At 66.1% G+C, this 20479-nt stretch carries 19 protein-coding genes; 11 read left to right on the forward strand and 8 right to left on the reverse strand.

The window, feature by feature from the left end; translation table 11 throughout:
• Window positions 1-31: 31 nt before the first annotated feature.
• Window positions 32-1294: an amidohydrolase family protein gene (locus tag ACVT6V_RS09220; protein ID WP_489899504.1), complete on the reverse strand. Its 1263-nt coding sequence runs from the start codon at window positions 1292-1294 to the stop codon at window positions 32-34.
• Between the two features lie 36 nt (window positions 1295-1330).
• Window positions 1331-2053, reverse strand: coding sequence for a metal-dependent transcriptional regulator (locus ACVT6V_RS09225; RefSeq protein ID WP_489899505.1), 723 nt, complete (start codon window positions 2051-2053; stop codon window positions 1331-1333).
• A 178-nt stretch (window positions 2054-2231) separates the two neighbouring features.
• On the opposite strand from ACVT6V_RS09225, the gene ACVT6V_RS09230 reads away from it, so the two are divergent.
• The 4 genes from ACVT6V_RS09230 to ACVT6V_RS09245 are packed head-to-tail and all read left to right on the forward strand — an operon-like array spanning window position 2232 to window position 6246.
• On the forward strand, window positions 2232-3809 hold the full coding sequence (locus ACVT6V_RS09230; protein ID WP_489899506.1) for a methylmalonyl-CoA mutase family protein: 1578 nt from the start codon (window positions 2232-2234) through the stop codon (window positions 3807-3809).
• Window positions 3809-4204, forward strand: a complete 396-nt coding sequence (locus ACVT6V_RS09235; protein ID WP_489899507.1) for a cobalamin B12-binding domain-containing protein — start codon at window positions 3809-3811, stop codon at window positions 4202-4204. Before ACVT6V_RS09230 ends, ACVT6V_RS09235 begins: the two co-directional genes overlap by 1 nt.
• Window positions 4205-4246: 42 nt before the next feature.
• Window positions 4247-5203, forward strand: a complete 957-nt coding sequence (locus ACVT6V_RS09240; protein ID WP_489899508.1) for an LLM class F420-dependent oxidoreductase — start codon at window positions 4247-4249, stop codon at window positions 5201-5203.
• The gene (locus ACVT6V_RS09245; RefSeq protein ID WP_489899509.1) at window positions 5200-6246 is read left to right on the forward strand and encodes a CaiB/BaiF CoA transferase family protein; all 1047 of its coding nucleotides are present in this window, start codon (window positions 5200-5202) and stop codon (window positions 6244-6246) included. The genes ACVT6V_RS09240 and ACVT6V_RS09245 overlap by 4 nt, the downstream gene beginning before the upstream one ends.
• Before the next feature lie 542 nt (window positions 6247-6788).
• Here the strand turns inward: ACVT6V_RS09245 and ACVT6V_RS09250 are convergent.
• Window positions 6789-7103, reverse strand: a complete 315-nt coding sequence (locus ACVT6V_RS09250; protein WP_489899510.1) for a hypothetical protein — start codon at window positions 7101-7103, stop codon at window positions 6789-6791.
• Window positions 7104-7167: 64 nt separating this feature from the next.
• Entirely contained in the window at window positions 7168-8214 is a 1047-nt protein-coding gene (locus tag ACVT6V_RS09255) for a 2Fe-2S iron-sulfur cluster-binding protein (protein WP_489899511.1), read from the reverse strand.
• Window positions 8215-8367: 153 nt separating this feature from the next.
• Here ACVT6V_RS09255 and ACVT6V_RS09260 point away from each other — a divergent pair, with 153 nt between their 5' ends.
• The 4 genes from ACVT6V_RS09260 to ACVT6V_RS09275 are packed head-to-tail and all read left to right on the forward strand — an operon-like array spanning window position 8368 to window position 12507.
• Window positions 8368-9780 (forward strand): class I adenylate-forming enzyme family protein, encoded by a 1413-nt coding sequence (locus ACVT6V_RS09260; protein WP_489899512.1) that lies wholly within the window; start codon window positions 8368-8370, stop codon window positions 9778-9780.
• On the forward strand, window positions 9758-10666 hold the full coding sequence (locus ACVT6V_RS09265) for an acyl-CoA dehydrogenase family protein (protein ID WP_489899513.1): 909 nt from the start codon (window positions 9758-9760) through the stop codon (window positions 10664-10666). The genes ACVT6V_RS09260 and ACVT6V_RS09265 overlap by 23 nt, the downstream gene beginning before the upstream one ends.
• Window positions 10653-11738 (forward strand): acyl-CoA dehydrogenase family protein, encoded by a 1086-nt coding sequence (locus ACVT6V_RS09270; RefSeq protein WP_489899514.1) that lies wholly within the window; start codon window positions 10653-10655, stop codon window positions 11736-11738. Before ACVT6V_RS09265 ends, ACVT6V_RS09270 begins: the two co-directional genes overlap by 14 nt.
• Window position 11739: 1 nt before the next feature.
• The gene (locus ACVT6V_RS09275) at window positions 11740-12507 is read left to right on the forward strand and encodes an enoyl-CoA hydratase/isomerase family protein (RefSeq protein ID WP_489899515.1); all 768 of its coding nucleotides are present in this window, start codon (window positions 11740-11742) and stop codon (window positions 12505-12507) included.
• Between the two features lie 216 nt (window positions 12508-12723).
• Here the strand turns inward: ACVT6V_RS09275 and ACVT6V_RS09280 are convergent, their stop codons facing one another.
• Both ACVT6V_RS09280 and ACVT6V_RS09285 read right to left on the reverse strand, forming a co-directional pair.
• Entirely contained in the window at window positions 12724-13479 is a 756-nt protein-coding gene (locus ACVT6V_RS09280) for an SDR family NAD(P)-dependent oxidoreductase (protein ID WP_489899516.1), read from the reverse strand.
• Window positions 13476-14237 (reverse strand): SDR family NAD(P)-dependent oxidoreductase, encoded by a 762-nt coding sequence (locus ACVT6V_RS09285; protein WP_489899517.1) that lies wholly within the window; start codon window positions 14235-14237, stop codon window positions 13476-13478. Before ACVT6V_RS09285 ends, ACVT6V_RS09280 begins: the two co-directional genes overlap by 4 nt.
• Before the next feature lie 53 nt (window positions 14238-14290).
• On the opposite strand from ACVT6V_RS09285, the gene ACVT6V_RS09290 reads away from it, so the two are divergent.
• The 3 genes from ACVT6V_RS09290 to meaB are packed head-to-tail and all read left to right on the forward strand — an operon-like array spanning window position 14291 to window position 17793.
• On the forward strand, window positions 14291-15757 hold the full coding sequence (locus ACVT6V_RS09290) for a class I adenylate-forming enzyme family protein (RefSeq protein ID WP_489899518.1): 1467 nt from the start codon (window positions 14291-14293) through the stop codon (window positions 15755-15757).
• Window positions 15750-16889 carry a thiolase family protein gene (locus ACVT6V_RS09295; protein ID WP_489899519.1) on the forward strand — a complete coding sequence of 380 codons (1140 nt, stop codon included), beginning with the start codon at window positions 15750-15752 and terminating at the stop codon, window positions 16887-16889. The genes ACVT6V_RS09290 and ACVT6V_RS09295 overlap by 8 nt, the downstream gene beginning before the upstream one ends.
• Window positions 16882-17793, forward strand: a complete 912-nt coding sequence (gene meaB, locus ACVT6V_RS09300; protein WP_489899520.1) for a methylmalonyl Co-A mutase-associated GTPase MeaB — start codon at window positions 16882-16884, stop codon at window positions 17791-17793. The genes ACVT6V_RS09295 and meaB overlap by 8 nt, the downstream gene beginning before the upstream one ends.
• A gap of 694 nt (window positions 17794-18487) precedes the next feature.
• Here meaB and ACVT6V_RS09305 read toward each other — a convergent pair.
• Together ACVT6V_RS09305 and ACVT6V_RS09310 are read right to left on the reverse strand one after the other, a co-directional pair.
• Window positions 18488-19564, reverse strand: coding sequence for an NAD(P)H-dependent amine dehydrogenase family protein (locus ACVT6V_RS09305; RefSeq protein WP_489899521.1), 1077 nt, complete (start codon window positions 19562-19564; stop codon window positions 18488-18490).
• Window positions 19561-20433, reverse strand: a complete 873-nt coding sequence (locus ACVT6V_RS09310) for an acyl-CoA thioesterase (protein WP_489899522.1) — start codon at window positions 20431-20433, stop codon at window positions 19561-19563. Before ACVT6V_RS09310 ends, ACVT6V_RS09305 begins: the two co-directional genes overlap by 4 nt.
• Between the last annotated feature and the right edge of the window lie 46 nt (window positions 20434-20479).

Below are 20479 nucleotides of genomic sequence, written 5' to 3' on the forward strand. Positions count from 1 at the left end.
AGCGAGTGACGTATCGAGACCCGTTGAGCCCCTAAGCCTTCGCCATGTGCTTCTCGGCGTAGCGACGCTTCCACTCCTCGCGCGAGCGGATCGATACGTCGACGTCGGTTGCCGAGCGCCGCAGCGCACCCACTTTGATCTCATCGCGGGTGTGCTTGTCCAACGGATTCCAGTTGAAGAAGCGCGCCGAATTCTCCCACGAAATCTGATTGATGTCGGAGTCGTCGGCTCCGGCTGCCTGTAGTTCGCGCAGCATTTGTTCCGGCGCATCGGGCCAGAAGCAGTCCGAGTGCGGATAGTCGCACTCCCAGGCGATGTTGTCGATGCCGATCTCGTGGCGGAGCAGCAGCGACGTCTTGTCGGTGACATAGCAGGCCAGCGAGTGGTCGCGGAAGACCTCGCTGGGCAGCTTGTCGCCGAAATCGCGGCGAAGCCACTTCTGGTTCGTGTAATGCCGGTCGCTGCGGTCGAGATAGAAAGGTATCCAGCCGATCCCGCCCTCGGAGAAGGCGAACTTGAGGTCGGGATAGGTGCGCATCGCGGGGCCCCAGAGTAGATCCTGGGCGGCGAGCGCAGAGATCTGCGACGCGAGCACCATCAGGCTGTCGATCGTCGAATCCTTGGCCAGCTGGAGCGCTCCGAAGCCGGTACCGATGTGTAGGCACATCACCAGCCCTGTCTCGGACAGGGTCTCGAAGACCGGACCCCAGTAGTCCATGTCGTGATAGCTCGGCAGACCCTCCAGGTGCGGGAGTTCGGGCATGGTCACCGCGCGGCAGCCCTTGGCGGCGACCCGTCGGATCTCCTTGCACATCGCCTCGACATTCCATGTCGGCAGCAGCGCGAGGGGAATGAAGCGATCCGGGTAGGCGCCGGCCCATTCGTCGATGTGCCAGTCGTTGTATGCCGACACCATCACCAGGGTGACGTCGCTCTGATGCTGATTGAGATGACGGGCGGAGAAACCGGCGAAGGTGGGGAAGCACATCGAGGCCCAGATCCCGTTGCGGCTCATGTCCCGAACGCGCTCATGGACGTTGTAGACACCCGGCCGCATCTCGGCGAATCCCGCAGGGTCCCGGCCCCATTCCTCGGCGGGCCAGGACACGACGGCGTTCAGCCCGCTGACGCCTGCCTGCTTGCCCATGTAGATCCACTGGTCCACGCCCTTGTCGTCGGTCACGACGACCGGCGCCTCGTCACGATACTTCTCGGGCACATGGCGCAGGAACATGTCCGGGGGCTCCACGACATGGTCGTCGATGCTGATCAGCACCAGGTCATCAACATTCATCTTGATCTCCTTCGCTGGACTATCGGCTTGCACCGGTCATGGACGCTCGCAGTGCGTGATCCAGATCGATCGTGCGGCCACATCGCCGAGCACGATGTCGGTTCCTCCGTCGCGGGTCGTCACCGACATGGTTCCCGCGAACGGACGAGTCACTCCTACGGTGACCACCTGGTCGAGAGTGAGATCGACCTGATCGAAGTACTCGAGCATCGCGGGGTCGGAGTCGTCGATCCGGGCGATCACGCCGCGGTCGCCGGCAGCACAGGTCGCCAGCAGTGTCATCGCGGTGGGCGGCAGGCTCCCGTCCGCGCGGGGGATCGGATCGCCGTGCGGGTCACGGGTCGGGTGTCCGAGACGTTCGTCGATGTGATCGATCGCGCGGTCGGACGCGGCGTAGGCGAGCGCGACCGCGTCGTCATGCACTTCATGCCATCCGTAGTCCAGTTCGCGGACGAGGAACGTCTCCATCAGGCGTTGTCGTCGGATGATCTCCAGAGCGGCGCGGCCACCGAGTGCGGTCAGCTGCACCGAGCCGTACCGCTGATGGAGCACCAGGCCGCGATCGTCGAGCCGACGCAGTGCCGTCGACACCGTGGAAGGCGCGACGTGCAGCTGCTCGGCGATCGATGATGTGGTGACCTTGTCGGCGGACCATTCGCCTGCGCTCCAGATGGCCTTCAGGTACTCGCACGACGCCGTCGACAGCTCGGCAAGGATCGTGGTCTGCGGTGCCGGTACGGCTGAGGTTTCGACGCTCACGTGATCAGCGTAACACCGATCTCGAATTGAGAGAATGCAATTCTCACGTCTTCGCCTACGGCCCTGACGGATTGGCCCAGGTCACGAAGGCGCGGGCGACAGCGGCTGGCATATCTGCCTGCCAGTTTGCGACGAGTGGTATTGGCATTCTCATTATTCGCAAGTAACGTATCCGCTGATGGACTACACGACTGAAACCGCATCGGGCATCCCGCTGGAGGTTGCCTACGGGCCGGACGCGCGGACTGACACGCCGCCGAATCCCGGCGAGTTCCCCTTCACCCGAGGAAACTTCCCGACCGGCTATCGAGGCCGGCTCTGGACCTTCCGGCAGTACTCGGGTTTCGGCACGGCCGAGGAATCGAACCGTCGGTACCGCTATCTGCTCGACCAGGGCGGCACCGGGTTGTCGGTTGCCCTCGACCTGCCCACGCAGTGCGGGTATGACTCGGACGACCCCGAGGTGTCCGAGGAAGTCGGTCGGGTGGGGTGCGCGGTCGACACCCTGGCGGATGCCGAGGTGCTCTTCGACGGCATCCCGCTGGACAAGATCAGTACCAGCTTCACGATCAACGGGACAGCCGCGATCCTGCTGGCGTTCTACGTGGCCGCGGCCGAACGCAAGGGTGTCCCGCGCGAGAAGCTCACCGGCACCATCCAGAACGACATCCTCAAGGAGTACGCCTCCCGCGGCACGTGGATCTGGCCGCCGGAGCCGTCGCTGCGGTTGATCGCCGACACCATCGAGTTCTGTGCGGCAGAGGTGCCGCGGTTCAACGCGATCTCGGTGGCCGGAGCCCATTTCCGCGATGCGGGTGCGAACGCGGTGCAGGAGATGGCGTTCACGCTCGCCGACGGCGTGACATACTGCGACACCGTCGTCGAGCGCGGCCGGATGACCATCGACCAGTTCGCGCCGCAGATCTCGTTCTTTTTCTACACCCACGGCGACTTCTTCGAGGAGATCGCGAAGTACCGCGCCGGACGACGCCGGTGGGCCACCATCGTGCGGGAGCGTTACGGGGCGACGGCGGACAAGGCGTCGATGTTCCGGTTCGGTTGTGTCGCCGGGGGTGCGTCGCTGTATGCCCCGCAGGCGCAGAACAATCTGGTGCGTGTCGCCTACGAGGCGATGGCGTCGGTGCTGGGTGGGGTGCAGTCGATGTTCACCGCGGCCTGGGATGAACCGTTCGCTTTGCCGAGCGAGGAGTCCGCGACTCTCGCGCTGCGTACCCAGCAGATCCTCGCGATGGAGACGGGCGTGACCCGGGTGGCCGATCCGCTCGGCGGATCGTACTTCGTCGAGGCGCTCACCGACGCCACCGAGGAACGGATCATCGAGATCATGTCCGACCTCGAAGCCCACGGTGGCATGGTGCGATCCATCGAAGACGGGTACCTGCAGGGGTTGATCGCCGACGAAGCCTACCGGATTCACCAGGAGGTGGAATCGGGTGATCGGCCGGTCGTCGGGGTCAACCGCTTTGTCTCCCAAGAGGAGGCGCCGGAGATCTCCACCTACGAACTCGACGCCGAGGGCCGCGAGCTGCAACTCAAGCGGCTGGCAAAGGTGAAGGCCGAACGCGATCCGAGTGCGGTCGCATCAACACTGGCGGCGCTGTCGCGCGCCGCGGAAGGGGATGACAACCTGATGCACTCGCTGATCGACTGCGCCAACGCCTACTGCACGGTGGGGGAGATGGTCACTGCGCTCAAAGACGTGTGGGGCGAGTTCTCCCAGCCGGTGGTGTTCTGATGACCGCGCGTGTCCTGGTGGCCAAACCCGGGCTCGACGGCCATGATCGCGGCGCGAAGATCGTCGCTCGAACCCTGCGTGATGCCGGATTCGAGGTCATCTACACCGGCATCCGGCAGCGGATCGAGGACATCGTCTCCATTGCGCTGCACGAGGATGTGTCGGTCGTCGGACTGAGCATCCTCTCGGGAGCCCACGTTGCGTTGACCACCCGCACCGTCGAGGCGCTGCGGGCCGCGGACGCCGGGGACATCGCGGTGGTGGTCGGAGGGACGATCCCGCAGGCCGACGTGAAGAAACTGTTGGAGGCCGGCGCCGCGGCCGTGTTCCCTACGGGAACGCCCCTCGAAGAGTTGGTCACCGGGGTTCGGGCGTTGACGACGACATCGGCATGAGCGGGAGGTCCGCGTGAAGAGCAGGAGAATTCGGGAGGCAGTGTGCGAGTCGGAGTGATGATCGGCCCGGAGCGCGGGGATTCCGCGCGCAAGGTTGATCGGATGATGAAAGACATCGAGTGGGCCGAGTCCGCGGGTATGGACACGGCGTGGATTCCGCAGGTGCCCACGGACTTCGACGCGTTGATCACCATCGCACTGATGGGGGCGCGCACGACGACCATCGAACTCGGCACCGCGGTGGTGCCGCTGCAGGCCCAGCATCCCATTGCTCTTGCCCGGCAGGCATTGTCGGCGCACGCGGCCTCCAGCGGACGTCTGGCGCTCGGGCTGGGGCCGTCGCACCACTGGATCGTGCAGGACATGCTCGGCATCCCGTACGAGAAGCCCGCCCGGTTCACCCGCGACTATCTCGACGTCCTGGATCAGGCGCTGCACGGCCCGGGTCCGGTGGACGTGGAGAACGATTCGTTCACTGTGCACAACCCGCTGGAGCTCGGTCCGGTCGCGCCGATGCCGGTGTTCCTGGCCGCGCTGGGCCCGGTGATGCTGCGTCTGGCCGGTGAGCGCGCCGACGGCACCATTCTGTGGATGGCCGACGAGCGCGCGATTGCCGAACACATCGCGCCCGGGATCAACAAGGCGGCCGACAGTGTCGGGCGTCCGGCTCCGCGCATCGTCGCTGGAGTGCCGGTGTGTCTGTGTCGCCCGTCGGAGGTCGATGAGGCGCGCTCGCGGGCGAATCGTATTCTCGCCGAGACGGAGTTCTCGCCGAACTACCAGAAGCTGCTCGAGCGCGGCGACGCACGCGACGTCGGCGACCTGTGTGTCGCCGGTGACGAGAACGCGATCCTCGCCCGGTTCCGCGACTTCGAGAAGGCCGGTGTCACCGACATCTCGATGCGGCTGTTGCCGATCGGCGACACCCGCGACGAGTTGGTCGCCTCGAAGTACAAGACACGCGAGGTCATGGCGGAGTTGGCGAAGGAACTGCGGTGACCGACGGCCCGCTGGCCGGCATCCGAATCCTCGAGGTGGGGACTATGCTGGCCGGTCCCTATGCCACCATGACCCTGGCAGATCTCGGCGCCGAGGTGATCAAGATCGAGCCGGCGAGCGGCGAGATCTCCCGTCAGGTCAGCGGCGCCTACTTCGCGAGCCTGAACCGTGGAAAGCGCAGTGTGTGTTTGGACCTCACGGTCGAGGCCGGACGTCGGCAGCTCGGCGAACTGGTTGCGGACGCCGATGCCCTGCTGGTCAACCTCAAGCCCTCGGCAATCCATCGGCTCGGGCTGACCTATGAGACGCTGCGCGAGTTCAACGACCGGATCGTATGTGTGGCGATCACCGGCTACGGACTGAATGCCGGTGACGATCCGGCGTTCGACTATGTCATCCAGGCCGCGACCGGCGTTGCCGCGATGACCGGTGACCCCGATGGCCCGCCCACGCTTCCCGGCTATTCGTCGGCGGACAACTCGACCGGTTTGACGGCGGCGCTCGGACTCCTCGCCCAGATCGTGGCGGGGCGGGGTGGCCAGATCGACGTGTCGCTGCGCGATGTGATGCTGTCGCAACTGAACTACCACGCGTCGGCATATCTCAACGATGGCACCGAGCCGATACGGCGAGCCGGGGGAGCGCATTCGTATTATGTTCCGGCGCAGATGTTCCCGACCGCCGACGGACATGTGGCGCTGTTCATCACCCACGACGGGTTCTGGCGATCCTTCGCCACCGAGGCCGGGATCGACGGCTTCTGGCTGATGGCCGAGCGCGCCGCACGTCGTAAGGAAGTGCTCGCGGTGGTAACCGCCACGCTGGCCACCGACTCTGCCGCCAACTGGGAGAAACGCCTGAAACCGCTGGGCATCCCGATCGCGGCGGTGCGCACGCTACCGGAGGCGCTGGCGGACACCCCCGAGGTCGTGGTCGAGGCCGGTGGCTTCCGTACCGTGCGGTGCCCGATCGTCGTCTCCGGGTACGTGCCGGATCACCGTCCGGCGCCTGCGTTGGGGGAGATGGAGTTGCCCACTCGCTGAGTCTTGTTGTCGGTCCCTGAGGAGCCTCCGAGCTTGCGGGCGGTTGCCCCTTCTCGGTCCCTGAGGAGCCTCCGAGCTTGCGGGCGGTTGCCCCTCCTCGGTCCCTGAGGAGCCTCCGAGCTTGCGGGCGGTTGCCCCTCCTCGGTCCCTGAGGAGCCTCCGAGCTTGCGGGCGGTTGCCCCTTCTCGATCCCTGAGGAGCCTCCGAGCTTGCGGGCGGTTGCCCCTCCTCGGTCCCTGAGGAGCCTCCGAGCTTGCGGGCGGTTGCCCCTCCTCGGTCCCTGAGGAGCCTCCGAGCTTGCGAGGATGCGTCACGAAGGGCGACCCTTCGTGACGGTCCTCCGCTAGCGCTCCGGACCTCCTCAGGGAGCGGATGGGGGCGCTCCGGACCTCCTCAGGGGTCGGAGAGTGGGCGCTGCGGACCTCCTCGGGGGTCGGAGAGGGGGTGCTCCGGGACCTCCTCGGGGGGCGGAGAGTGGGCGCTCCGGACCTCCTCAGGGATCGGGGGGAGCTTCGCTCGCTCCTCAGGTTCCGTTGGGCCGCTCAGCGTTCGGCGGTGACCTCCAGGAAGCGCATCTTCGGGGGCGGGTCCATCTGCATGGAATCCGACATCGGCAGGCTCCCGTCGCGGGCAGCGGCGAACAGGAGACCGGGCAGTGCCGAGAGGTCGTCGGCCTCGAGGTCGTACATCGCCACGAACGGTCCGTCACCGTCGAGTGGCTTCATCCGACGAGCCGTCACGTACCCCTCGAGCGCGAGAACGTCGGGGATGTGGACCTCCTCGTACCACTTGCTGAACTCGTCGGCACGGTCAGGCGAGCTCGGGAAGCTCTCGACGATCAGGACGCCTTTGGCCATTGGTGTATCTCCTTGTTGTGTAGGGGTTGTCGTCATACAGGGGCCAAACCACCATTGTGAGCGATCAGGCCTCGTAGTCGACGACGGTTGTCTCACTGTCCGGAACGCCCTGACAGGTGAGCACGTAGCCGTCCTCGATCTCGTCGTCCTCGAGCGCGTCGTTGACCCGCATCGTCGCCGTGCCCTCGTCGAGGTGGGCCATGCACGTCGCGCAATTGCCTGCCTCGCAGGAGAACGGCGGTGTGAGCCCGCCGCGCCGCGCCGCCTCGAGAATGGTCTCGCCCGATTGTCGTGGGACGGTGACCTTCTTGCGGCCGAGTTTGATGGTGATCGTCCCGACAACATCACCGCCCGCGTGGGAGGACGGGTCGGCGGAGGACGAGTCCGCCTGGTCGTCGGCGTCCTCGGAACCGGGGATCGGTGCCGCCGTACCGAATCGTTCGACGAAGACGTTGCCGGAGCCGGTCAGCGCCGATTCCACCAGCGCCATGAAGGGCTCGGGCCCGCAGATGTATGTGTCGGCATGGGTGTCGTCGCCGATGAAGTCGGTGATCGCGGCCTCGGTGAGGAACCCGTTCTCCTCGTCCAGGCTACGGGCCACATGGAAGCGTCCCGGGTATCGGGTCTCCAGTTCGGCCATCGCGGATTCGAAGATGATCGCGTCCCTGTCGCGGTCGGCGCACAACAGTCGTACGGTGCGGTCCGTGCCGGCCAGGGCGCTCTTGGCCAGCGAGAGGATCGGCGTGATGCCGCTGCCGCCGCTGAAGCCGAGCAGCGGGGCGTCGTTGGGTTGCAGGCAGAACAGGCCGGCAGCACGGGTCATCTCCAAGATGTCGCCCTCGCCGACGTTGTCGAGGAGCCAGTTCGACACCTTGCCGCCATCGACACGCTTGATCGTGGTGGTCAGTTCGGTGTCACACTCCGGTGCACTCGACATCGAGTACGACCGGTAGAGCACCTCGGAATCGACGGTGACGCGAAAGGTACAGAACTGTCCGGCCCGATAGGCCAGTGGTCCCGCCTCGGGCTCGAGGGCGAACGTCCGTGCGTCGTCGGTCTCCTTGACGACGCGGGTCACGGTCGCGCGCTGGAACAGCAGAGGTCTGGCCACGATTCGTTCCTTTCCCGGCATGGTCGGCGACCAGGCGGCATTGCAATTCTGTCTGTACGAGAATTATATTCTCTCATTGAAGTACCATACTTCTCAAGGCCCGGGCGGGTGGTCTCGCTACCGGCCGCCGTCGAACAGATCGAAAGGTGACAGGTGACCGAGCCGGCAATACTCGTCTTCGAGGATCGCGCGTACACGCGGTCCGAGATCGATGCGCTGGCCGAAGGTCTCACGGCGTCGCTGGTGATCCGCGGTGTCAGACCGGGCGTCCGGGTTGCCGTGATGTCATCGAACCGTCCCGAGTTCGTCATCGCGGTATTGGCGATCTGGCGGCTCGGCGCGGCGGTCGTACTGATCAGCCCCGCATGGAAGTCCGCCGAGGTCCGCCATGCCCTGGCCGTGTCGCAGGCCCGTGTCACGGTCGGTGACAGTCCGGTGTTGGCGGCGCTCACGCCGATGCTGAGCCTGGACGACCCGATCGAACCCGTGGCGGAACCACGGCCGGCCTCCGTGTCGACGGACCCCGAGGCCGATGCCGTTCTGGTGTTCAGTTCAGGTACCACCGGAATGCCCAAGGCGGTCAGGCATTCACATCGGTCACTCGCCGCGGCCGTCGGGCATTGGCGCACCGCATTGCAGCTGGGGCCCACGGACCGAATCCAGGTGGTCACCCCACCGTCGCATATTCTCGGTCTGCTGAACATCGTCACGGCGTTGGAAGCGGGCGCTTGGATTCGCCTGGAGCGCCGCTTCGAGCTCGACCGGATGCTTCGTCGAATCGAGGAAGATCGGATCACCGTCGAGATGGCGGTCGCGCCGATCGCATTGGCCATTGCGTCGAAACCCGATCTCGAGTCGTCCGACCTGTCGTCGCTGCGCTACATCATGTGGGGGGCGACGCCGGTGACGCGGAGTGTGGCCGAAACGGTCACCCGCCGAACCGGTGTCGGTTGGGTACCGGCATACGGTGCGAGTGAGGTGCCTGTCATCGCCTGTAACCCCCTGGACGGGGCCCGGCTCGACAGTGTCGGCAAGGCGGTGCCCGGTGTCGAGATCCGCGTCATCGATCTGGACACGGGATTGCCTGCGCCGCAGGGGATGACCGGAGAGATTCTGGTCCGGTCACCGTCGTTGATGTCCGGGTACCTGCCGGAGGAGGCAAACGCGGACGCTTTCGTCGACGGGTGGTATCGCACCGGTGACGTCGGCGTCGTTGACAGCGACGGCTGGATCGTCCTCACTGACCGGTCGAAGGAGATGATCAAGACCCGCGGATTCCAGGTGGCGCCCGCGGAGATCGAGGCCGTTCTGCACGGACACCCGGGCGTGCAGGATTGTGCGGTGTTCGGCGTGCCCGACGCCGCCGACGGTGAACGGATCATCGCGGCGGTCTCCTCGGCCCGGCCGGTGTCGGCAGCCGAGCTGATCGAGGCCGTGGCCGCTGAGCTCGCCACCTACAAACGACCCCGTGAGATCACGTTTGTCGACGCAATACCCCGATTGCCGTCGGGCAAGGTGTTGCGCAGAGTCTTGAAGGAGAGCTATGGATGTTCGGCTGACAAGTGAGCAGTCGCAGTTGCGTGATGCATCGGCGAAACTCGCCGACGATTTGGGACCGGGTTCGGTCGCCGACCTCGAGGATGCTGCACGACGGGATCGGTTGCGTACCGCCATAGATCGCACCGGCTGGCGAAACCTCCGGTCGGACGGCGCATCCGGTGTCGAGGTTGCGATCGTCGCGGAGGAATTCGGGCGGGGCCTCGTGGACGTGCCGTACCTCGGCCCGGTTCTGGCCGATGATCTGGTGCGGCACATCGAGGGTTCCGAGCGTGAGAGCACGCTGTCGGTCGGCGATGTAGCGATCGACGCCGACGGCTACGACCACGTGGTAGCCGTCGACGGCGTGCGGGTGCTGTCCGGATCCACCGGACCCGCGGTCGCGTCGCCGGATCTCACTCGTGTGGCCAAACCGGTTGCATCGATCGATGACTCACCGCTGGGTGTGTTGTCCGAGGCGGATGCCCGACGATGGCACGTGCTCGCCTTGGCGACCACCGCCGCCGACATCCTCGGTGCGGCGCGCGGCGCGCAGGCACTGGCGGTCGACTATGCGAAGATCCGCGAACAATACGGCAAATCCATCGGCTCGTATCAGGCGGTCGGGCACCTGTTGGCCGAGAACCTCGCGCTGCTCGAAGGCGCCGCCAGCATTGTGCGTCACGCCTCTTGGGCGGTCGACGAACTCGACCCCGACGTGGCGGAGAACGCCGCGAGAATGGCGAAGGTCTACACTTCGCGCGCTGCGCGGACTGTGTGTGAGAACGCAATTCAAGTACACGGCGGAATCGGGAACACCTGGGAATGCCTGGCACACGTGTATCTCAGACGGGTGCTGGTGTCGACGGAGAACTTTCCGGTCAGCCTGAAGGAGATCAACATTGGACTATCGTGACTCACCCGAGGAAGCGGCTTTCCGCGAACGACTGCGCGGATGGCTGACCGAGAACGCCGGTGACTTCCCGACATCGGGCGACGAGTACTGGGCGCGGCAGGGGGAATGGCATCAGGCCCTCTACCAAGGAGGATTCTTCGGGCTCTCCTGGCCCACGGAGTTCGGTGGGCAGGATCTTCCGCCCGTCTACGACGTGATCCTCGACGAGGAACTCGCCCGCGCCGAGGCGCCTCCGCGGCCCAGTCTGGGCTACCTCTTGCATGGTCTCGGCCGACATGCGAGCGCGGAACTGCAACAACGTTTCCTGCCCGGCATGATCAACGGCACCGAACGATGGTGCCAGGGCTTCTCCGAGCCGGGAGCGGGATCGGACCTGGCATCGTTGCGGACCACCGCAACCCGCGACGGCGACGACTACGTGATCAACGGACACAAGATCTGGACGAGCTACTCCGACGTCGCCGACTGGTGCCTGCTGCTCGCCCGCACTGATCCGGAAGCGCCGCGACATCGGGGTATCTCGGCGTTCATCGTCTCGATGGATCAGCCGGAGATCGAGCAACGACCGCTGACGATGATCAGCGGCATCACCACCGAGTTCGGCCAGGTGCTCTTCGACGGTGCGCGGGTTCCCGCTCACCAGATGGTCGGGGCGCCCGGTGAAGGATGGGCGCTGGCGATGACGGTGGTGGGCCACGAGCGAGAGCCGTCGACTCTGGGGTACGTCGCTCGGTATGGAAAGCTGGTGCGCCAACTCGCCAAGCGATCGGCCGGGTATTCCGACGAGATCGCCTGGGCGGCCGTGCAGACGGAGATGCTGCGGTTGCACGTGCGACGACGACTGTCCGAGCAACTCGACGGGGTCGCGCACACCTCGGAGGGATCCCTCGACAAACTGCTGATGACCTGGGTGGATCAGTCGGTCGGTCATGCCGCGCTGTCCGTCGGCGGGACGACCGATCCGGAACTGTTCGGTTCCTACCTGTACAGCCGCGCACAGAGCGTGATGGGCGGCACCTCGCAGATCCAGAAGAACATCATCGCGTCCAGACTGCTCGGATTGGGAGTGTGACATGTACGGAATGCCCGAGGAGATCGAGGTCACCGCGGAGGGGCCGCTGCGGATCATCTCGCTGAACCGTCCCGGTTCGCTCAATGCGGTCAACGACGCCCTGCATTCGGGTCTCGCGTCGCTGTGGACGAAACTCAGTGAGGACTCCGAGGTCCGGGCCGCGGTGTTGACCGGCCATGGCAAGGCGTTCTCGGCCGGGGGTGACTTCTCCTATCTGAAGGAGCTCCGCGACGATTCGGCGCTGCGCGCAAAGACGATTCGTCACGGACGGGAACTCGTCCTCGGGATGGTGCGATGTCGGGTGCCCGTGATCGCCGCGGTCAACGGGCCGGCGGTCGGCCTGGGCTGTAGCCTCGTCGCGCTCAGCGACGTCGTGTACATGAATCCGTCTGCCTACTTGGCGGATCCGCATGTCCAAGTGGGACTCGTCGCGGCCGACGGTGGTCCGCTGACCTGGCCGCTGCAGATCAGCTTGTTGCAGGCCAAGGAGTTCGCGCTGATGGGCACCAGGATCACCGCCGACCGCGCGGTGTCACTCGGCCTCGCCAACCACGTCGTCGACGACCCGTTCACCGAGGCGACCGCGTGTGCGAAGAAGATGATGGAACTACCGCAGCAGGCCGTCGAGTCCACGAAACGGATGGTCAACATCCATCTCGAGCGGGCGGTGCTGGCCAGCCTGGACTATGCGAACATGGCCGAGGACCTGTCCTTCCAGACCGATGACTTCCGCGCGACGATCGACCGTCTGACGGCGCCGAAGAGCTGAACTGGGCTCGTTTGGACATGTGAGTGCCGTGGGCCCGCCGAGCGGACCCACGGCACTCACGCATGATGTGGCTTGGCGACCGCGCGGCCCGGGTCTGGTGCTGTACAGATCACCGCAGCGCGGTGTCGAGTGGATAATCCACTCCGCGACCGGCTCCGGTGATCCCGCTGGACACTCGGTGGCCACCGGGGTGGCGAACTGCAGCCGGGCAGATCGTCAGACCGACTGGGCCACTATCTCTTCCGACCGCTGGATCGTGCCGCTCACCCCATCGGCGCGCTCCACGGCCAGTCGGACCGCGGCCCGGCCCATCGTTTCGGGCGGCTCGACCATCTCCGGCGGGATCTCCCGCCCTCCGCCCGCAGCCTGCCAGCCCTCGGTCAGGACCACCCGTGACGGGCTGAGGCAGTTGACGGCGATGTTGTCGGACCGCAGATCTGCCGCAAGGCCGAGGTAGAGCCGCTCGACGCCCGCTTTGGAGACCCAGTAGGCGTTGGCGCCGCGATCGATCATCCCGACACCGCTGGTTGTGATGGCGATCAGTGAACCGCCGCCACGGGAACGCAGATGCGGTATCGCCGCTTTCGTCACCAGGAATGTGCCCGTGAGGTTGACGTCGAGGCACAGCTGCCACCGTTTGAGCGGCGTCGTCTCCACCGGGCCGAGCCACAGTACGCCCGCGTTGGCGACCACGATGTCGATGCCGCCGAGCTCGCGGACCACCGTGTCCGCCATGGATGCGACGGAATCCTCGTCGGTGACGTCGCACGCCACGGGCAACGCGATACCGCCGCCGGCGGTGATCTGCTCGGCGACACTGTGAATGGTGCCGGGCAGTCGTGACTCCGTCTCGGTCCGGGCGGCCACGGCCACCGCGGCCCCGGCGTCGGCCAGGGCCCCGGCGATCGCCGCACCGATCCCGCGGCTCGCCCCCGCGACCAGGGCGACCTGTCCGTGAAGCGATCCGGTCACTTCGGCGGGAACCTCAGCGCGCCGTCAAGACGGATGATCTCGCCGTTGAGGTAGTCGTTGGTGCAGATGTGCTCCACCAGCGCGGCGTACTCGGGGGACTGGCCCATCCGCTTCGGCCAGGGCACCTGCTTGCCCCAGTGCTCTTCCAACGCATCGGCATGCTTGCCGTAGGCAGGGGTGTTGAAGGTACCGGGTGCGATGGTCACGACCCGGATGCCGAGCGGGGACAGGTCGCGCGCTGCAACCAGGGTCATGCCGACGACGCCGCCCTTCGCGGCCGAGTAGGGCAGCTGCCCGATCTGCCCTTCATAGGCCGCGATCGACGCGGTGTTGACGATGACACCACGGCCCGAATCGGTGGCCTCTTGCCGTGCCATGGCGGCGGCGGTCAGCCGCATGACGTTGAAGACGCCGGTGAGATACACGTCGATCGTGGTGCGAAAGCCGTCGAGATCCAGGGGGCTGCCATCCTTGCCGACGAGCCGTCCGCCCGAGGCGGGGCCGCCGTGCGTGTCCACCGAGATCCGGAACGGTGCCATCTCTTCCGCCTCGGCGATGGCCGCGTTGACGTCGTCGGTCTGCGTCGCGTCGGTGCGCACATAGCGCACCCCGAGCTCGGCCTCGAGCTCCTTGCCCTTCTCGTCGGCGAGATCGGCCACCACCACCCGTGCGCCTGCGGCGTGCAGCTTGCGGACCGTGGCCTCACCCAGCCCGCCGGCGCCGCCGACGACCACTGCGGAACTACCTGCGATATCCATCTACGTTTCCCTTCTTGCGACTAGCGCTCTCTCTCTGAGAGAATAATGTTCTCATGAACATCACCATGATTCTCGATATGACGTCAAGCGTGGACGACCGATTGGTCATCACCTCCGGTCGACGGTCGGTCACGGCCGCCGAACTGACGGCCCGCGCGCGGCGTGCTGCGCACTCGGTGCGCGGGCGGTCGGCGGTGGTCTACGAGGGGGTCAACCACCTCGCCTACCCGGTGGCCTTGTTCGGTGCGGCGCTCGCCGGTATACCGTTCGTGCCGTTGAACTATCGGCTGAGCGACACGGCGTTGTCGGCGCTCGAGGCGAAGCATCCCGACGCCCACATCCTGCGATCAGAGGATCTCGATCGCTGGATCTGTGCTCTCGACGACACACCGGACCCGGCCGACGAGGACCTCGACGCCGATCTGACCGACCCGGATGCGATTGCGGTGATCATCTACACCAGCGGCACCACGTCGGAACCCAAGGCCGCGATCCTCCGTCATCGGCACCTGCTCGCCTATGTGCTCAACACGCTGGAGTTCAACTCGGCGGGCATCGACGACGCCGCACTGGTCGCAGTACCGCCCTATCACATCGCCGGATTGACCAACCTGATGTCCAATCTCTTCACCGGACGACGGGTGGTCTACGCGAGTGGTTTCGATGCGCGGCAATGGATCGGCACGGTGCGGTCGGAGTCGGTGACCCACGCGATGTTGGTGCCCACGATGCTCGCGCGGGTCGTCGACGTCCTCGGCGCGGACGGCGGATCTCTCCCGACCCTCGCCAGCCTGGCCTACGGCGGTGCACGTACCCCGCGTCCGGTGATCGAACGCGCACTGAAGGTGTTGCCCGACACGGGATTCGTCAACGCCTACGGGTTGACCGAGACCGCCTCATCGATCGCGGTTCTGGGCCCGGAAGATCATCGCACCGCCATCGAATCCGTCCATCCGCACGTGCGCGCGCGACTGGGTTCGGTGGGACGTCCGCTGCCCGGCATCGACATCGAGATCCGCGACGACGAGGGCGCTGTGCTGTCGGCGGGTCAGGAGGGGTTGGTGTTCGTGCGCGGTGAGCAGATCTCGGGTGAGTACGGCAGTCGTAGTGTCCTCGACGCCGAGGGATGGTTCCCGACCCGAGATCTGGGACGGCTCGACGACGACGGTTACCTCTACATCGAGGGCCGCGCCGACGACACCATCATCCGCGGTGGCGAGAACATCGCGCCCGCGGAGATCGAGGATGTGCTGGTGGCGCACCCGACGATCGATGAGGCGGCGGTGGTCGGCGTTCCGGACCCGGATTGGGGCCAGCGGGTGGTCGCGGTCGTCGTCGGGAACGGCGATCCGGAAGAGATCCGATCGTGGGTCCGCGATCGGTTGCGGTCCTCCAAGACTCCCGACTCGATCATCTTCACCCCGGAGTTGCCGCGGACCGAAACGGGCAAACTGTTGCGCCGCAATCTGATCACCGAAGTGTCTGAACCACGACCCGAACTGGAGAACAACAATGCCTGACGCCGTCATCGTAGCCGCACGCCGGACCCCGATCGGAACCGCATTCAAGGGAACGCTGCGCGACACGGATGCCTTCGACCTGGCGGAGCACACCGTGGCCGCAGTGGTCGAGGATCTCGGTTCCGCGCCGATCGACGACGTGATCCTGGGAGAAGGGTTGTACGGCGGTGGCGTCATCGCACGCCACGCGGCGATCACCGCGGGTCTTGTCGACGTGCCGGGGCTCGCGGTCAACCGGCACTGCGCGGCCGGGCTGGCCGCCGTCCAGACGGCCGCAGGCAGCATCCGTTCGGGGATGGACAAGCTCATCCTCGCCGGAGGCGTGAACTCGGCATCCACCTCGCCGAAGGCGAAGTTCCGGGTGGGAGAGGAGTGGATCGAGCCGTGGATGTCGCCGACACACCCCAATCAGCCGGACGCTCCGAACAAGGACATGTCCATTACTGTCGGCTGGAACTCTGCTGTCGCAGCGGGTATCTCCCGGACGGAGATGGACGAGTGGGCGCTGCGGTCTCATCGCAACGCGATCGCCGCGATCGACGCCGGCCGGTTCGACGACGAAGTCGTCCCCATCAAGACCGTGCACGGGCTGTTCTCGGTGGACGAGCATCCGCGCCGCGAGACCAGCATGGAGAAGTTGGCGTCGCTCAAGCCGCTGCACCCGGAGATCGAGGGCTTCTCGATCACCGCGGGCAACGCCAGCGGCGCAAATGATGCGGCCGCCGTCCTGGCCGTCGCGAGTGACGAACTCGGCTTGCCTGCGCTGGCCACGGTCCGGTCATGGTCCTCGGTCGGCGTCGAGCCTGCGCAGACCGGGCTCTCCCCGGTGAAGGCCATCCCGAAAGCGCTCGAACGAGCAGGGCTTACCCTGCCCGACGTCGACCTGTTCGAGATCAACGAGGCATTCGCCGCCAACTGCGTCGCCTGCGTGAAGCTGCTCGACATCGACCCCGACCGCGTCAACGTCAGCGGCAGCGGATGTTCGCTCGGACATCCCGTCGCGGCGAGCGGAGCCCGCATGCTCACCACCCTGGTGTACGAATTGCGCAGGCGAGGTGGGGGAATCGGTGTCGCGTCGATGTGTGCCGGTGGCGGGATCGGTTCGGCCGTCGTCATCGAGGTCCATGCCTGACCTTCGTTCGGTGCTGCCGAGCACTGTTGCCGACCTCCTCGCGGCCGCACGCGGTGGTTCCGCGCGTGCGGCCGGCCGACTGCTGACCCAGGTGGAGGGGGACGGCAGGTCCGCCGTACTCGACGCCATCGGACCCCCCACGGGCTCCATCTCGGTCATCGGTATCACCGGCCCACCGGGGGCGGGAAAGTCGACGACCATCACTGCCCTGGTCGCCGCCTATCGGTCCCGAGGTCGACGGGTGGCGGTTCTGGCTGTCGATCCGACGTCGCCGTACAGTGGCGGCGCCCTGCTCGGTGACCGGATTCGGATGACCCAGCACATCGACGACATGGATGTACTGATCCGGTCGATGGCGACGCGGGGCCACCTCGGCGGTCTGTCGTCGGCGGTGCCGGCGGCGATCCGCCTGCTCGAGGGTCTGGGTTACGACGTCGTGTTCGTGGAGACGGTCGGTGTGGGCCAGTCGGAGGTCGAGGTGTCGGCGGTCGCCGACCCGGCCGTCGTCATCCTCAATCCCGGTGCGGGCGACGCGGTTCAGGCTGCGAAGGCCGGCCTGCTGGAGGTCGCCGACATCCTCGTCGTGAACAAGGCCGACCGTGAGGGTGCTCAGCAGACGGTCCGTGACCTGCGCATGGAGTCGTCGGTCCCGGTGATGACACTCGTCGCCACGCGCGGCGAGGGTGTCGACGAGCTCATCGAGACGATCGAGAATCATCGTCGCGAGGACGATCCGGACCGTCGGGCCGCTCGGCTGCGCGCCCAGATCCTGTCATTGGCGATGACACAACTGCGGACCCATCCGGGTCTCGCTGATGCCGTCGACGATGTGATCGCCGGCCGCGGTGACATCTACGCCGCGGTCGAGACGCTGATCAACCCGGCAGTTCGGCGGGTTGAGTAGGCGCGTGGGTGCGTCTGGTCGGCCCGTGTATCGAAGCCTCGGTGCCGGCGTGATTTCGGTGATCGAGTAGCCCGTGAGCCGCTGGGCGAGCGAGCGTATCGAGATCCGGCGGACTCGATTGCGATCGCTTGTGTCTTACGAGGTCTCGATACGCTGTCTCGCCCTGGGGGGCTCGACGGCTACTCGACCAGCGGGGGGGGTAGGGGTGTAGTGACGCCTGTGGGGGTCGTGATGGTCTCGATGCGTGACCAAGGTGAAGCGGTGCCGGCGTGATTTCGGTGATCGAGTAGCCCGTGAGCCGCTAGGCGAGCGAGCGTATCGAGATCCGGCGGACTCGATTGCGATCGCTTGTGTCTCGCGAGGTCTCGATACGCTGTCTCGCCTGGCGGCTCGACGGCTACTCGACCAGCGGGGGGTTAGTAGGTGGGTGCGGGCGTCTGGTCGGCCCGTGTGTCGGAGCCTCGGTGCCGGCGTGATTTCGGTGATCGAGTAGCCCGTGAGCCGCTGGGCGAGCGAGCGTATCGAGATCTGTCGGACTCGCCTGCGGTCGCTTGTGTCTCGCGTGGTCTCGATACGCTGTCTCGCCTGGCGGCTCGACGGCTACTCGACCAGCGGGGGGTGTCTCGCCTGGCGGCTCGACGGCTACTCGACCAGCGAGCGGTTGAGTGGCGGCGGGAGTCGGATTCTGTCGGCGTCAGGAGAGGTCGGGGATGAACTGCGGGAGATCGACCGACGTGCGGATGCCAGGGGCGGCCGCGCAGACATGGCGCACAGCGTTGACCGCACGGTTCGCGGTGTAGCCGGGCGTGGTTTCCGCCATCTGCTCGAGGTCGATCGGCATGTTGATGTCTACCGACAGTGGGGCGTCACCGTCGACGACAACCCGCCAGCCCGTCGAGAGCAGATCCCACCGGGGTTCTGTGTCGCCGGTGCAATACCAGTTGGCGCGGAATCGCAGGACGATACGTCCATCCCGCATGCCGGACACCGTGATACGTTGCGCTCCCACTGTTCCCGCAGGCAGCGTACCGGCGGCGATCGAGACCTCACGCGTCGTCACGCCGACCTCTCCGCTCACCTCGATCGAATCGAGTTGCAGGCCCATGGATTCGGCCAGAAGTTCCAACGACGGGCCGAAGCTGCCGCGAAGATACTGCAGCCGGAAGTCCTCGAACTCGCGTTGCGCACCACCGAATCCCATGATGTCGAACAGGAGATCGGGGGAATCACGCCGCGAGAGGTCGGCGAACTCGTCGATGGTGATCTGATCGATCCGGCGCTGGATCGACGAGAGCACCAAGGGAACCGCCTCGGTGATGAAGCCCGGGCTGCTGCCGGTGGAGTGAATCGACGCGCCGCCGGTCGCGCACGCGCGCTCGACGCGCTCGCGGACCTCGGCATCCATGCTTGCCGGGCGGTGGAATTCGCCGCGGGTGGTGACCACGTTGATGCCGGACTCGAGCAGTCGTGTCACGGCGTCGACGTCAAGCGCCGCTGCCATGTACAGCACGCAATCCGGCGCCGACGCGATGACCTCGTCGATGCTGTTGGTCGCCGATACGCCGGTCGGGGCCGACCCGCAGAGCTCGCCGGCATCGACTCCGACCTTCGCCTCGGACGTGACATACACTCCGGCGAGCTGCAGGTTCGGGTGGTCGATGATGCCGCGCAATGACCGTGCGCCGATGTTGCCGGTCGCCCACTGCACGCACCGATAGGTCGGTGTGGGAACGGTCGCGGAGGTGGCCGACGAGACGGCGGTCGACGTCATGAGGGCATCCGAACGACCGCTTCTTGCGCGAAAGAAGCCACCAGCGAACCACTTCGGGTGATCATGTCGCCCCGGCCATAACAGCGACCGCCGGCGATGATGGGGCTGTCCTGGCGGATCAGGAGCCAGTCGTCGGTCCGGATCGGCCGATGAAACCACATGGTGTGCGACGTCACTGCGGAATGAAACGCGGTACCGTTGCCGCCCTGGCTCAATCCGTCGACGGGACGGAGTGCGGTGCCGATGACGGTGAGATCGGTGGCATAGGCGGCAATGCACGGATAGGCCTGATCATCATCGACGGCCGGTGTGCGCATCCACATCTCGTGATGTGGGGGGCCCGCCGACGGATCATCGAGGTCGTCGACTGTGCGCACCTCCCAGGGCAAGAGTCCCATGCGCTTCTGGTGGTCGTCGTCCGGTAGATCGGGGAGTGGATCGATGGTCTGGATGTCCGGGCCCCCGTCGGCAAGGTGCATCGCGACGGTCGCCAGCCCGATGAGCCGATCGGTCTGCACAGCGCTGATCTGCAAGGTGTCGAAGGACCGGCCTCGGTGGCGATGGTCGACCTCGTAGCGGACGTCCTCGTCGACGAGTCCCTCTCGCAGGAAATTGGCGTGGATCGATCGGATCGACTTATCCGGGCTGGCGAGTCCTGCCGCCGACACGAACTGTGCGAGAAGCTGACCGCCGAACAACCGGCGATACGGCAGGGACAGATTGGCGCCGCGGTAACAACTGGTGGTCTCGGCCGCGGACATCGCGTTCGGCGAGTCGAGGCTGCCGGATCGATCGCCCGACGCAACACCGATCGGTGTGCAATCGCGGAGTTCGAGGATGGATATCAGCTCACGCCAGTCAGTTGCCATGACGGCAGTGTAATCGGTAATTCCTTGGATGAGAATACCATTCTCA

The sequence above is a fragment of the Gordonia sp. LMA167 genome, from assembly GCF_058130025.1.